This is a genomic window from Bradyrhizobium sp. SUTN9-2 (assembly GCF_003122645.1).
In the GTDB taxonomy this organism is placed as follows: Bacteria; Pseudomonadota; Alphaproteobacteria; order Rhizobiales; family Xanthobacteraceae; genus Bradyrhizobium; species Bradyrhizobium yuanmingense.
This window is the reverse complement of record NZ_LAXE01000001.1, coordinates 1,209,157-1,221,501: the sequence shown is the minus strand read 5'-3', so window position 1 is coordinate 1,221,501 and position 12,345 is coordinate 1,209,157. Positions and strand designations below refer to the sequence as shown.

At 66.1% G+C, this 12,345-nt stretch carries 13 protein-coding genes; 3 read left to right on the top strand and 10 right to left on the bottom strand.

Annotated features, from left to right (window positions below; genetic code table 11):
- Positions 1–115: 115 nt before the first annotated feature.
- Genes XF30_RS05695 through XF30_RS05685 form a run of 3 tightly spaced genes read right to left on the bottom strand, consistent with a single transcriptional unit; the run spans position 116 to position 2,919 of the window.
- Positions 116–1,327, bottom strand: coding sequence for an ABC transporter substrate-binding protein (locus XF30_RS05695; RefSeq protein WP_109145585.1), 1,212 nt, complete (start codon positions 1,325–1,327; stop codon positions 116–118).
- Positions 1,328–1,375: 48 nt separating this feature from the next.
- A complete protein-coding gene (locus tag XF30_RS05690) occupies positions 1,376–1,699 on the bottom strand; it encodes a 2Fe-2S iron-sulfur cluster-binding protein (protein ID WP_057028474.1) in 324 nt (107 codons plus the stop codon).
- Positions 1,700–1,710: 11 nt separating this feature from the next.
- Positions 1,711–2,919: a cytochrome P450 gene (locus XF30_RS05685; RefSeq protein ID WP_109142162.1), complete on the bottom strand. Its 1,209-nt coding sequence runs from the start codon at positions 2,917–2,919 to the stop codon at positions 1,711–1,713.
- An 83-nt stretch (positions 2,920–3,002) separates the two neighbouring features.
- Here XF30_RS05685 and XF30_RS05680 point away from each other — a divergent pair, with 83 nt between their 5' ends.
- Entirely contained in the window at positions 3,003–3,509 is a 507-nt protein-coding gene (locus XF30_RS05680; RefSeq protein WP_057028476.1) for a MarR family winged helix-turn-helix transcriptional regulator, read from the top strand.
- Between the two features lie 345 nt (positions 3,510–3,854).
- Here the strand turns inward: XF30_RS05680 and XF30_RS05675 are convergent, their stop codons facing one another.
- The gene (locus XF30_RS05675) at positions 3,855–5,702 is read right to left on the bottom strand and encodes a feruloyl-CoA synthase (protein WP_109142161.1); all 1,848 of its coding nucleotides are present in this window, start codon (positions 5,700–5,702) and stop codon (positions 3,855–3,857) included.
- Between the two features lie 152 nt (positions 5,703–5,854).
- Here XF30_RS05675 and XF30_RS05670 point away from each other — a divergent pair, with 152 nt between their 5' ends.
- Together XF30_RS05670 and atzF are read left to right on the top strand one after the other, a co-directional pair.
- Positions 5,855–6,361, top strand: coding sequence for a MarR family winged helix-turn-helix transcriptional regulator (locus tag XF30_RS05670; RefSeq protein WP_192893044.1), 507 nt, complete (start codon positions 5,855–5,857; stop codon positions 6,359–6,361).
- 185 nt (positions 6,362–6,546) lie between these two features.
- Positions 6,547–8,355, top strand: coding sequence for an allophanate hydrolase (gene atzF / locus XF30_RS05665; protein WP_109142159.1), 1,809 nt, complete (start codon positions 6,547–6,549; stop codon positions 8,353–8,355).
- 15 nt (positions 8,356–8,370) lie between these two features.
- Here atzF and XF30_RS05660 read toward each other — a convergent pair whose 3' ends face one another.
- The 6 genes from XF30_RS05660 to XF30_RS05635 form a co-directional block, all read right to left on the bottom strand.
- The gene (locus XF30_RS05660) at positions 8,371–8,586 is read right to left on the bottom strand and encodes a hypothetical protein (protein WP_029673845.1); all 216 of its coding nucleotides are present in this window, start codon (positions 8,584–8,586) and stop codon (positions 8,371–8,373) included.
- Positions 8,587–8,686: 100 nt separating this feature from the next.
- Positions 8,687–9,409, bottom strand: a complete 723-nt coding sequence (locus XF30_RS05655; RefSeq protein WP_036042811.1) for a GntR family transcriptional regulator — start codon at positions 9,407–9,409, stop codon at positions 8,687–8,689.
- Positions 9,406–9,801, bottom strand: a complete 396-nt coding sequence (gene hpxZ / locus XF30_RS05650) for an oxalurate catabolism protein HpxZ (protein WP_109142158.1) — start codon at positions 9,799–9,801, stop codon at positions 9,406–9,408. The genes XF30_RS05655 and hpxZ overlap by 4 nt, the downstream gene beginning before the upstream one ends.
- Position 9,802: 1 nt before the next feature.
- Positions 9,803–11,197 (bottom strand): AtzE family amidohydrolase, encoded by a 1,395-nt coding sequence (locus tag XF30_RS05645; protein ID WP_192893043.1) that lies wholly within the window; start codon positions 11,195–11,197, stop codon positions 9,803–9,805.
- A gap of 4 nt (positions 11,198–11,201) precedes the next feature.
- On the bottom strand, positions 11,202–11,381 hold the full coding sequence (locus tag XF30_RS05640; RefSeq protein ID WP_036001861.1) for a DUF4089 domain-containing protein: 180 nt from the start codon (positions 11,379–11,381) through the stop codon (positions 11,202–11,204).
- A gap of 26 nt (positions 11,382–11,407) precedes the next feature.
- Positions 11,408–12,345, bottom strand: a 938-nt coding sequence (locus XF30_RS05635) for an ABC transporter ATP-binding protein (RefSeq protein WP_146207785.1), incomplete at its 5' end; no start/stop codon positions are given.

Here is a 12,345-nt window from a genome sequence, read left to right as displayed (position 1 = left end):
TTCTCTCAACTCTCGCGATTGTTCGTGAGGAGAGAGACCCCTCACCCGGCTTCGCTTCGCGAAGCCACCCTCTCCCACAAGGGGAGAGGGTGCAATTGCGCCGCGCTCGCGGCCGCTACTTCACCAGCTCGCACCCGCCTTCCGCGAGCGGGCGGAACGCCTGGTCTGCCGGAATCGTCGCGACCAGCTTGTAATAGTCGTACGGATATTTCGACTCCTCCGGCTTCTTCACCTCGAACAGGTACATCGGATGCACGACGCGACCGTCCTGACGGATCGCGGTGTCGCCGAACAGCTTGTCCTTGCCCTTGAACTTCTTCATCTCGGGCACGACCTGCTTGGCATTGTCGCTGCCGGTGGCGGCGACGGCGTTGAGATAAGCGAGCGTGGAAGCATAGACTCCGGCCTGATTGCCGCTCGGCATCTTGCCGTTCATGCCGGGCCGTGCAGCAAAACGCTTGGCGAACGCGCGGGAATCATCGTTCATGTCCCAGTAGAAGGCTTCCATGAGCTGGAGGCCCTGCGCGACCTTGATGCCCATGCCGTGAACGTCGTTGATGAAGAGCAGGAAGGCGACGAGCTTCTGCCCACTCTGCTGGATGCCGAATTCGGCGGCCTGCTTCACCGCATTGATGGTGTCGCCGCCTGCATTGGCGAGCCCGATGACCTGCGCCTTCGAGCTTTGCGCCTGCAGCAGGAAGGACGCGAAATCGGAGGTGCCGAGCGGATGCTTGGACGAGCCGATCACCTTGCCGCCGTGCCCCTCGATGTATTTCTGCGCCTCCGCCTCGATGCCCTTGCCGAGCGCGTAATCGACCGTGAGGAAATACCAATCCTTGCCGCCGCGCGACACCATGGCGGCTGCGGTGGTGTTGCCGGTCGCCCAGGCGTCGTTGACCCATTGGATCGTGTTGGGCGAGCAGGCCTTGCCGGTGAGGTCCGAGCTTGCGGTCGAGGACGCCAGGAAGGTCATGCGGCTGTCGCGCAGAAGCGCGTTGATGGAAAGACCGACGGCCGAGTTCGGCACGTCGACGATCGCGTCGACGCCTTCGACGTCGAGCCATTTGCGCGCGATGGCGTTGCCGACATCGGCTTTGTTCTGGTGATCGGCATAGACGATCTCGACCTTGATGCCCTTGCCGCCGCCGTTGAAATCCTCCGCCGCCATCCGCGCGGCCTCGACCGAGCCCATGCCATTGGTGTCCTGGAAGATGCCGGAGATGTCGTTGAGCACGCCGATGCGCACGACGTTGTCCGATATTTCGGCATTGGCCGCGCCGGTCACCAAGCTCGCAGCCAGCGCGAGCGTCCACTTCAGATGTTTCATCATTCCCTCCCTGTTTGATATTTTGCGAAGATCCGACGGCTTGGCAGATCAGACCTGCCGCTCTGGCAACTTCAGGACGAGCCCATCGAGATCGGGCGTGATCGTGATCTGACAGGACAGTCGGCTCGTCGGTCGCCGCTCAGCGGCGGTGCCGTCGAGCAGCGCATCCTCGTCGTCAGCCATCGCAGGCAGGCGCGCGAGCCAGCTCTCGTCGACATAGACATGGCAGGTCGCGCACATCGCGTTGCCGCCGCATTCGGCCAGAATGCCGTCGAGGCCGTGACGGGTCGCGGCCTGCATGGCGCTCTCGCCGCCCGCGGTCTCGACGCGATCGGACTTGCCGTCGGGATGGATGAAGGTAATGGCAGGCATCAAGCTCCTCGTCAGGCCGGGGTGATCGTCACAGGCAGGCTGTCGAGCCCGCGCAGCGTGTTGTTGAAACGGCGCTTCGGCTCGCCCGTGATCTCGATTCTCTCGATGCGGCGCGCCAGCGCCGTCAGCATCACCTCGCCTTCGAGGCGGGCGACGAGCTGGCCGACGCACATGTGGATGCCGGAGCCGAAGCCGACATGGCCGGAGGTGCGGCGGGTGATGTCGTACCTGTCGGGGGCATCCCAGCGCCGCGGATCGCGGTTGGCGGCGGCAAGGAACATCAGCACCTTCTCGCCCTCACCGATTCGCGCACCGGAGAGCTCGACCTCACGGGTGGTGGTGCGGAAGAAGGTCTGCACCGGGCTCTCGAAGCGCACGGCCTCCTCGAAGGCACCGCGCGCGAGCGTGAGGTCGTCGCGCAGCCGCTGCCATTGATCGGGAAAGCGCGCGAGGCAATACACCGCAGCGCCGATGCCGTTGACCGTCGTGTCGAGTCCGGCCGACAGCAGCGAGCGCACCAGCAGCGGCGCTTCGGTGGGCGTGATGGCGCCCTCGTCGACCTGTGCATGGATGCAGGCGCCGAAGCCGCCGGGCGCCAGATTCTCGCGCTGGCACTGCTCGGCGACATAGGCCTGATGCGGCGCCGATCGTTCGATCGCCTGCTGGCGCAACTGGTTGGGTGGGCCGAACGCGTTGAATACCACGCTTGCGTAGGGAATCAGATGCTCGCGCCCTTCCGGTTTCAGGCCCAGCGCATCCGGAAAGATCGACAGAGGATAGGCCTCGGCGAGATCCGCGATCGCATCGAAGCTGCGCATCTGCAGCAGGGCATCGACACGCGCCTCGGCCGCCTCGGCAAAGCGGTCACGAACCTGCTTCATCACCGTCGGCGACAGCACCTTGGACAGGACGGTGCGGGTGCGGGTGTGCGCGGGCGGATCGGCCTCCAGGATCAGGCTCGGCGGCCGCCACGGCGCCTCCTTCTTGAAGTCGGACAGGCCGACGCCGCGGCTGGAGCAGAAGGTCGCGGGATCATTCAAGACGGCGTGGACCTCGGCATAGCGCGCCACGCCATAGACGTTCCACTTATCGAGATAGACCACGGGGCCAGCTTCCCGCAGCAGCTCATGCGCCGGATAGGGGTCGGCAAAAAAGCTCATGTCGAAGGGGTCGACGTCGAGATGCGGGACACCCGATCCCGCGCAGCCGGATGCGGTCATGGAAGACCTCCCTCATTTTGATCTTGTGAAAGGGCGGCGCATGCCCTTAGGTCTTTGGGCCCGCCGCAAGTCAGAAACCCGATATGCCGCCTTCTTCGACCAGAGCCCGCCAGAAGCCCGCGCCCAATGATGCAGGGCCGACGCTCGATCTCGACCGTTACGTCCCGGCGTTCATCACCTTCATCGCCAACAAGCTCTCGAACAGCGCGACCGCGTTCTATCAGCGCGAGTTCGGTGTCAACGTCACCGAATGGCGGATCATGTCGCTGTTGGCGATCGAACCCGGCATCCCGGCCTCGCGCATTTGCCACGTCATCGGCTTCGACAAGGGGCCGGTGAGCCGGACGCTTGCCGGCCTCGAAAAGCGCGGGCTGGTGTCGATCCGCACCGACCCGAACGACGGCCGCACCCACTCGATCTCGTTGACGGCAAGGGGCCGCGCCACCCATGACAAGGTGATCGTCGCTGCGTTCGAACGCGAGCGACGGCTGTTGTCCTGCCTCAGCAAGGACGAACGCGAGGTGCTGATCGATCTCTTGCGCCGGCTGCACGAAAATCTCGGCGCAGTCACCGGCAGCGTCGACACCTGACGGGTCGCGCGCGGCGCGCAAGCTCCCGTCACTCCCGATCATGCGCCGGCATTTGCCGACGGCACCCCTTCTGCCGCGCATTGCTTCCTCCAGAAAAGAACGCGGCGGTTCGCCCGCCGTCATCTCTGTCTGGAACGGTTCGCACAGATTAGTTGCTTAGGCAACAAAAGAATCGGCAGGATATTGCGACAGGGTTGTTGGCGTATCCCACTCGTCATTCCGGGGCGCGCGTGGCGCGAACCCGGAATCCATCGTGCACCACCCCTACGGTGAAATGGATTCCGGGCTCGCGCCAAGAGGCGCGCCCCGGAATGACAGCGGAATGTGGCGTCGCTAACTTATCCTTTACAATCCGATCCACTCACCCGACGCATCATCGTTCAGCCGCGCTACCGCATCGGCGCGGCGCGTCAGCACGGCGCGCTGGTTGATGTAGCCCTTGTCGGTGATCTCGCCGCCGTCGACCGACGGTGGCTCGGCGAGCAGCAGCGCGCGGGTGGCGTGACCGGAGGAGTTGGCGCTCTGCTGTTTCAGCTTCGCCAAACCCTGCGCGATGGCGCTGCGGACCTTGTCGTGCGCCAGCACGTCGCTGGCCGCCGCCGTTTCGGGCAGACCGGCATGGGCGCGGCAAGCCGCAATATTCGGGAACACCAGGAAACGCACCTCGTCACCGCCGTGACCGGCGACGACGATGTCCTGAGCCAGCGGCGCCAGCGCGGCGATGCCGGCAACGCGCAAGCCGCCGACGCTGACCCAGGTGCCGGAATTGAGCTTGAAGTCTTCGGCAACGCGACCGTCGAAGAACAGGCCGCGCTCGGGCCGCGCGCTATCGGCAAGCTTCACCGCGTCGCCGATCAAGTAAAAGCCCTCCTCGTCGAACGCTTGCCTGGTCAGCTCGGGTGCCTTCCAATAGCCGGGCGTGACGTTGGGGCCACGCACCCGCACCTCCAGCTTGTCGCCGGAGGTGACGAGCTTCAGCTCGGTGCCGGGAATGGGCACGCCGATGTTGCCGGAGCGCTCGGCGAGAAAATGACAGTCCGTGGCGAGCGGTGAGGTTTCCGTCGAGCCCCAGGCCGAGACCATCGGCAGCTTGCGGCCGACCGTCTCGAGCGAGAGCTCTTCGAGCGCATCCCATAGATTCTGCGGCAATGCCGCGCCGGCATAGAAGGCGAATTTCACCTCGCCGAAAAAGCGGCGGCGCAATTCCTCGTTGCTGCGCAGTGCCGCGATCAGCATGTCGAAGCCCCGCGGCACGTTGAAATAGACCGTCGGCATCACGCTTCTGAGGTTGGCGAGCGAGGTCGCGAACAGACCGGGCGCGGGCTTGCCGCCATCGATGTAGAGCGCGCCGCCGTTGCGCAGCACGAGGTTGAAATTGTGGTTGGCGCCGAAGGTGTGGCTCCAGGGCAGCCAATCGAGAATGACGAGATCGCGGCTCCGTTCGAGGAAGGTCCAGGTCTGCGCCTTGGCTTGCTGGCTCGACGTCAGCATGCGCTGGGTGTTGATGACGGCTTTCGGCGTGCCGGTCGAGCCCGAGGTGAACAGGAATTTCGCGATCGTATCAGGCGTGAGTGCCGCAAAGGCTCTTGCGACGTCAGGCGTCTCGGGCGTTGCCGCAATGGCGTGGAACGCGAGCGCGTCGACGTCATCGGCATTGCCGCTGATGATGTGTGCGCTGTGCAACGGCTTGATGGCGGCCAGCGCTGGCGCGAACGGCTGGAGCGCAGAGACGTAGATCGCGCCCGGATCGAGCAGCGCAATCATGCTCTTGAGCTTGTCGAAATCTTTCGACATCAGCGAATAGGCCGGCGAGATCGCCGCCAAGGGCACGCCGACATGCTGGGCGGCGAGCGCGAGCAGCGCATGATCGATGCTGTTGTCCGAGAGGATCGCGACGGGGCGGTCCGCGCTGAGCCCTTGCGCCAGGATCCAGGACGCGGCGGCGCGCACCTTCCGCAGCGCCTGCGCATAGGTGACGGTGGTCCAGGGCATTTCGACGTTGCCGCGCTCGGCCAGGAAGATCGCATCCGGCCTTTGCTGCGCCCATTGCTCCAGCCAATCGCCGGTGCAGCGCGCAGTCTCGCCGAGAGGCTCGGGCGAGCGCAGAACGATGCTGCCGTCGGGCCGATGCTCTGCGACGGTCCTTGGCGTTGCGAACAGGCCTGCAACGTCACCATGTGAGGCGACTGTCATGTGTTTCCTCCTCCATCCCGGTTACAGGATCGACCGCGGCCTCGTTCCGGGCTGCTTTGGCCTATAATGTTGGGCACGCCAATTGTTGTCGTCAACAACAATCTTTCGCTTCGAACCCAAGGGCGCTAGGGTTGCGTGACAGGAGACACGACGTGACAGCCACAGCATCCCGGGCCGACGGCCGCCACGCCCCGCGAAAGCGCGCCGGCAACGGCGCAGCACCACGCGATGGCACCGACGACGTTGGCCTCGACGCGCTGGTCGGCCACGCCGGCTATGCAGTGCGGCGCTTCCAGATCTGGATCTTTCAGGACTTCATCAAGACGCTCGGCGAGGTCGACATCAGGCCGACGCAATATTCGGTGCTGACCGTGATCGGCGCCAATCCGGGCCTGTCGCAGATGGCGGTGGCCAAACGCCTCGGCATCGAGCGCGCCCGGCTGGTGCACCTGCTCGACAGCCTCGAGCAGCGCAAGCTGGTGAAGCGGATCAAGTCGAAGCAGGACCGGCGCTCGCATGCGCTGCACCTCACCGCGCAGGGCGAGACGGCGCTTGAGAAGTTCAAGCGGCTCGCGGCCGAGCACGAGCGGCACGTCGAGGCGAAGATCGGCAAGGAGAACCGGGCACAGCTGCTCCGGATCCTCTCCGGCTTCACCTGATCCCGACTGCCTATGATTTGGGCAGATAGGTCACTGAGGCGACCGGCCGGGCGCCGGCCGAAATGTCCCCCAAGCCACTGATCGCACGATAAGATCCGGTACGATCATCCTGCCCCGATTCTGTACACAATGGCACATCGCTTGCTTCGCTCCGGGCGAAGTCGAATTGCCGGAGTTTTGCCGCCATGGGGGCCGAGCAGCCTGAAACGATCGCCGCGATTGTGGCCGCGCACCGCGCGGGGACGCTGACGCCGGCAGAGACGGTCGCGCGGACCTATCAGCGCATCCGCGATCACGACGATCCTGCCGTGTTCATCAGCCTGCGCGACGAGAAGGACGCGATCGCGGAAGCAGAGAAGCTCGCGGCCCAGGCGGATGCTGCCAGCCTGCCGCTTTACGGCGTGCCGGTCGCGGTGAAGGACAATATCGACGCGCTGGGCTTCCCGACCACCGCGGCCTGCCCGGCTTTCTCCTACACGCCGGCACACGACTCGACCGCGGTGGAACGGCTGCGCGGGGCGGGGGCGATCATCATCGGCAAGACCAATCTCGACCAGTTCGCGACCGGCCTCGTCGGCGTCCGCTCGCCCTACGGCATTCCCCGGAATTCGATCCGCGAGGATCTGATTCCCGGCGGCTCGAGCTCGGGCTCGGCCACCGCGGTCGGCGCCGGGCTCGTGCCGTTGTCGCTCGGCACGGATACCGCCGGCTCGGGCCGCGTGCCGGCGATGCTCAATAACATCGTCGGGCTGAAGCCGAGCCTCGGCATGATCTCGACCGCAGGCCTGGTGCCGGCCTGCCGCACGCTCGACTGCATCTCGGTGTTCGCACTGACCGTGGACGATGCCGCACTCGCGCTGTCGGTGATGGCCGGCCCCGACCAGGCCGATCCATTCTCGCGCGACCGGCCGTTCGGCGCGATCACGCCGATGCCGGCAAACCTGCGCTTGGGTGTGCCGCGCAACGGCCAGCTGATCTTCTTCGGCGACAAGAAAGCGGAAGCCGCCTACAACGATGCGCTGAAGCGATGGACCGCGCTCGGGGCAAAGCTGGTCGAGTTCGACCTCGAGCCGTTCTACGAGACGGCGCGGCTGCTCTATGAGGGCCCCTGGGTCGCCGAGCGTTACCTCGTGATCAAGAACCTGCTGGCGTCCGCGCCAGACACGATCCACCCCGTCACGCGGGAGATCACCGCGGCCGGCGCGCGGCTGACCGCGGCGGAAACCTTCTCGGCGCTCTATCGCCTGCAGGGCCTGCGCAAGATCGCCGAGCGCACGTTCGCCAACATCGACGCGCTGGTGCTGCCGACGGCGCCGACGGCCTATACGACCGCGCAGGTGCTGGCCAATCCGATCGAGCTCAACAGCCGGCTCGGCACCTACACCAATTTCGTCAACCTGCTCGACCTCTGCGGCCTCGCCGTGCCGGCTGCGATGCGCAGCGAGGGCATCCCGTTCGGCATCACGCTGCTGGCGCCCGCAGGGCGCGACGCGCTGCTGGCCAGCATCGGACGGGTGTTCCATGGCGACACGAAACTGACGGTCGGCGCGAAGGGTGTGGCGCAGGCCCCGCTCGCGCCCCTGCCCGCAAGCAGCGACGACGAGATTCCGATCGCGGTGGTCGGCGCACATCTGTCCGGCATGGCGCTGAACGGCGAGCTGACGGCGCTGAACGCACACATGATCGAGGCCACCAGGACGGCCGCCGATTACAAGCTCTATGCACTCCAGACCACGCCGCCGAAGCCGGGCATGCTGCGCGTCGAGGCCGGCCAAGGCGCTGCGATCGAGCTGGAGATCTGGTCGCTGTCGTCCTCCGCCTTCGGCAAGTTCGTCAACGCGATTCCCGCGCCCATGGCGATCGGCACGATCAGGCTCGCCGACGGCCGCAGCGTGAAGGGATTTTTGGTCGAGCCGGAAGTGCTGGGCGAAGCTCGCGACATCACCGCCTATGGCGGCTGGCGCAAGTTTATGGCTGAAGCTACGACGGCGTAGACAGCGACCGCGGCCTCACGCCGACTTGCGCCAGGCGGCTTCGTTCTTCTTCTCGTAATCGTCGAACGCCTTGACGAGGCCGGACAGCACCTCTGCGGACGTTTCGAACATCGCGGTGAGCTGGGGCTCGTCGACCTTGCGGATGTCTTCGCGCAGATGCGTCACCGTCTCCTGTAGACGCTGCTTCATCTTCTGGGTGTGATGGCGGGGATCTTTCTCGGAGGAGGCCATGGTGTATTCTCCTTATCGGATCGATGGGAGGAAACGATCGGTGCAAAGCCGGGTTCCTGAGAACCGACGCCTCTCCTTCACCTCGTGGTGAACACGCAACTCACACCGACACCGCGTAGATCTCGTACTCCCCGCGCACCAGCTCGATATGCGCGCGCATGGCGGCGGCGGCGCCCTGCTTGTCGCCGCGCATGATGGCGACGACGACGCGGTCGTGCTCGGCTTGCGATTTGGCGAGGCGGCCGAGGTTGCGGAACTGGGCGCGGCGGAACGGCTGCACGCGCACGCGGGTCGCGAGCGTGATCTCGGCGATGTAACCGTTCTGCGAGCCGGCATAGATCGCGTTGTGGAAGCGCTCGTTGACCTCGTGGAAGCGCTCGGGATTGCCGGTGTAGCTCAGCACCCGCAGCTCCTCGTGGACGGCCTCCAGGCCGTGACGCTCCGCCGGCGACATGCGTTCGGCGGCAAGACCGGCGCACAAGGCCTCGAGCTCCGCCATCGCCTCGAACATGCCTTTCAGCCGCTCGACGGATGGCCGCGCCACCACGGCGCCGCGATGCGGCCGCGCCTCGACGAGGCCGCTCGCCACCAATTGGCGCAGTGCCTCGCGTACCGGCGTGCGCGAGACGTTGAAGCGCCGCGCGATGTCGGTCTCGTCCAGCGGCGAGCCCGGCGCCAGCGTTCCCCGCACGATCTCGTCGGCAAGCTGCAGCCGCAGCTCCTCGGCGCGCGTGACCTTCAGCAGCGACGGCGATGCACGGTCGACGCGCGGCACCACCGGCTCGGCCGGCAATGCGCCCTGCGGAAGATCATCAAGCGTCATACGGTCTCTTTCGGCTCGTCGATGATGCTGACATGAGCGGCGACGACGCGCCAGCCCTCCGGGAAACGTATCCACGTCTGCATCTGCCGGCCGACCTTGCCGGGAGCCGTATCGCGATAGAACAAGGTGGACGCCACGGCCGTGTCGCGGCCATAGCTGGTGATCACGGTTTTGGCGGTGCGGCGGTTCAGCCCGACCGGCGAACGGCCGGCGCGGAAACCGGAGATTGCCTCGTAGCCATAGAGGTTCTCGCCGATGCCGTAGCGCAAGGTGCGCGGATCGTTGCGGAAGAGCTCGCCGAGCACGGCGACGTCGTTGCTGACGAGGGCTTGCTCATAGCGCTCGAACGCGGCTTTGACTTCCGCGATCACCTCGGGGAGATCGATCTGCATCTTAGAACCCTCTCGGCGCGGGCGCAGCGACGACGCCCATCTTCTCCAATGCGTGCGCGACGCGCAGCGCGATGTCCTCGCGCCAGGGCGCACAAATGATCTGCACGCCGATCGGCAGCGGCTCGAGCGGCACGGGGACCGCGACCACCGGCAGGCCGATGAAGGAGATCGGCTGGGTGTGGATGCCGATATTGGCGCGCACCGGCAGCTCGACGCCGTCGAGATTGAAATTGACCTGGCCGAGCTTCGGCGCGGTGCAGGGCGTCGCCGGCGCCAGCAGCACGTCGACCGACCGAAAGATCTCGGCAAGCTGCGCGCGATACCAGCGGCGGAATTTCTGGGCGCGGTCGACCAGCGGGGCCGGCACCATGGCGCCCGCGATCAGCCGGTCGCGCACCGCCGGGTCGAAATCGCCAGGGCGCTTGCGCAGGCGATCGAGATGGAGCGAAGCGCCTTCAGTGGTGGTGATGACATAGGCGGCGGCACGGGCGCGCGATGCTTCGGGAACATCCACCACTTGCGTTGCGCCCAGCGCCTTGGCGACGCGGCTGACGGCTTCGACCGCTTCCGGAAACACGTTCTTCTGGAAGTGGCCGCCGGCGATCGCAACGCGCAGGCCGGAGATGGACTCATCGAGCAGCGGCGTGACGGGCTCTAACCCGCGCGTAGTGCAGGCGCCGTCGTCGGCATCCGGACCCTGCATCGCGTCATAGGCGAGCGCGAGATCGGCGACGGAGCGCGCGAACGGGCCGAGATGATCGAGGCTCGCCACGAACGGGAAGGAGCGCGCACGTGACAGCCGGCCATAGGTCGGCTTCAGGCCGAAGATGCCACAGAAGGACGACGGCACGCGGATCGAGCCGTTGGTGTCGGAGCCGAGCGCGATCGGCACCAGCGCGCCGCCGACGGCGCTGCCCGAGCCGCCGGAGGAGCCGCCGCTCATCCGCGTGGTGTCGTGCGGATTGCGCGAGGGACCGTCGTGGATGTTCTCGCCCGTGAAATCGTAGGCGTATTCGCCCATGTTGAGCGCACCGACGAGAACGGCGCCGGCCGCCTCCATCCGCTCGATCAGCGTCGCATCGCGCTTGGCGGGCGCTAGGTCCCGGTTGATCTTCGAGCCGGCGCGCGTTGGCAGGCCCGCGACATCGAACAGGTTCTTGACCGCGAAGGGTACGCCGGCGAGCGGACCGATTGTCCTGCCCGCCGCGAGATCCGCATCGATCGCGCGCGCTTTCGCGCGGGCGCGTTCAGCGGTGACGTCGGTGAAGGAATTGAGGATGCCGTCATGCCGCGCGATGCGCGCGAGCGCAGCTTCAGTGGCATCGAGCGCGGACATCTTGCGCCCCGCAACCGCACTTGCGATCTCGGAGGCCGTCATCTCTGGCTTGGCGGACATGGCGTCAGGCCGTGAAGATCGGCGCCGGCTCGGTTTCGTCCGGCAGCGCAAATTCGTCGACCAGACGGCCAAGCCGCAACGAGACCTCGAGGTTGGCGCGCACGGCAGGCCGCCAGGCCTCCTCGATCGGCAGCGCCAGCGCCTTCGATACGGCGTCGATATAGTCGTCCAGGGGTTCGGCCATCACGCTCTCAAGCAATCAGTGCAGTCTCAGTGTGTCGGCAACGGCGGATGCGGGATCGCCGTCAGCAGCTCCTTGGTGTAGTCGTCCTTGGGATCGCCAAGAACCTGCTCGGAAGAGCCCTCCTCGACGATCCGTCCGGTCCGCATCACAATGACACGATCGCACAACAAGCGCACCACGTTCAAATCATGCGAGACGAACAGATAACTCATACCTAGCCGCGCCTTGAGGTCCTGCAGCAGGTTGAGGACGACAGCCTGCACGGAGACGTCCAGCGCCGCGGTCGGCTCGTCCAGGATGACGAGCTTGGGATGCAGCGCGATCGCCCGGGCGATACCGACGCGGGCCTTCTGGCCGCCGGACAATTGGTGCGGGAAGCGGTCGAGCAGATTGTGCGGCAGGCCGACCATGGTGGCGAGTTCCTCGCAGCGGGCGCGGAGCGCGTCGCGGCCCTTGATATCGCCAAGCTGCATGATCGGGTCGGCGATCGCGCGCGCGGCGGTGAAGCGCGGGTTGAGGCTGTCGGTCGGGTCCTGGAACACCATCTGGATGCGGCTACGCTGCGGCAGCCGGGCGAAGGCGGCAGGCTGAATGCCGCCGATGTCCTCGCCGTCGAACTGGATCAGGCCGGAGGTCTGGTCGAGCAGACGCATCACCATCATCGACGTGGTCGATTTGCCGCAGCCGGATTCGCCGACCAGACCGACGCTCTCGCCATGACCGATCACGAAGCTGATGCCGTCGACGGCGCGGAACACGTCCGGCTCGACCGGCGGCTTGCGGCCGAACAGCTTGCCGAGCACGGCGGTCGCGCCCTGGCGGGGATATTCCTTGACGAGCTTTTCAACGCGGAGGAGGAGCGTCTTCTCCCTCTCACCGCTTGCACCGCTCTGCTCCCTCTCCCCGTCCTTCACGGGGAGAGGGTTGGGGTGAGGGGCTGCCTCTGCGAACTCGACTCGTGGAG

Excerpts from the sequence above, each read along its gene's own strand:
- XF30_RS05695 (WP_109145585.1), bottom strand. The coding sequence starts at position 1,327 with ATGAAACATCTGAAGTGGACGCTCGCGCTGGCTGCGAGCTTGGTGACC.
- XF30_RS05690 (WP_057028474.1), bottom strand. The coding sequence starts at position 1,699 with ATGCCTGCCATTACCTTCATCCATCCCGACGGCAAGTCCGATCGCGTC.
- XF30_RS05685 (WP_109142162.1), bottom strand. The coding sequence starts at position 2,919 with ATGACCGCATCCGGCTGCGCGGGATCGGGTGTCCCGCATCTCGACGTC.
- XF30_RS05680 (WP_057028476.1), top strand. The coding sequence starts at position 3,003 with ATGCCGCCTTCTTCGACCAGAGCCCGCCAGAAGCCCGCGCCCAATGAT.
- XF30_RS05675 (WP_109142161.1), bottom strand. The coding sequence starts at position 5,702 with ATGACAGTCGCCTCACATGGTGACGTTGCAGGCCTGTTCGCAACGCCA.
- atzF (WP_109142159.1), top strand. The coding sequence starts at position 6,547 with ATGGGGGCCGAGCAGCCTGAAACGATCGCCGCGATTGTGGCCGCGCAC.
- XF30_RS05660 (WP_029673845.1), bottom strand. The coding sequence starts at position 8,586 with ATGGCCTCCTCCGAGAAAGATCCCCGCCATCACACCCAGAAGATGAAG.
- XF30_RS05655 (WP_036042811.1), bottom strand. The coding sequence starts at position 9,409 with ATGACGCTTGATGATCTTCCGCAGGGCGCATTGCCGGCCGAGCCGGTG.
- hpxZ (WP_109142158.1), bottom strand. The coding sequence starts at position 9,801 with ATGCAGATCGATCTCCCCGAGGTGATCGCGGAAGTCAAAGCCGCGTTC.
- XF30_RS05645 (WP_192893043.1), bottom strand. The coding sequence starts at position 11,197 with ATGTCCGCCAAGCCAGAGATGACGGCCTCCGAGATCGCAAGTGCGGTT.
- XF30_RS05640 (WP_036001861.1), bottom strand. The coding sequence starts at position 11,381 with ATGGCCGAACCCCTGGACGACTATATCGACGCCGTATCGAAGGCGCTG.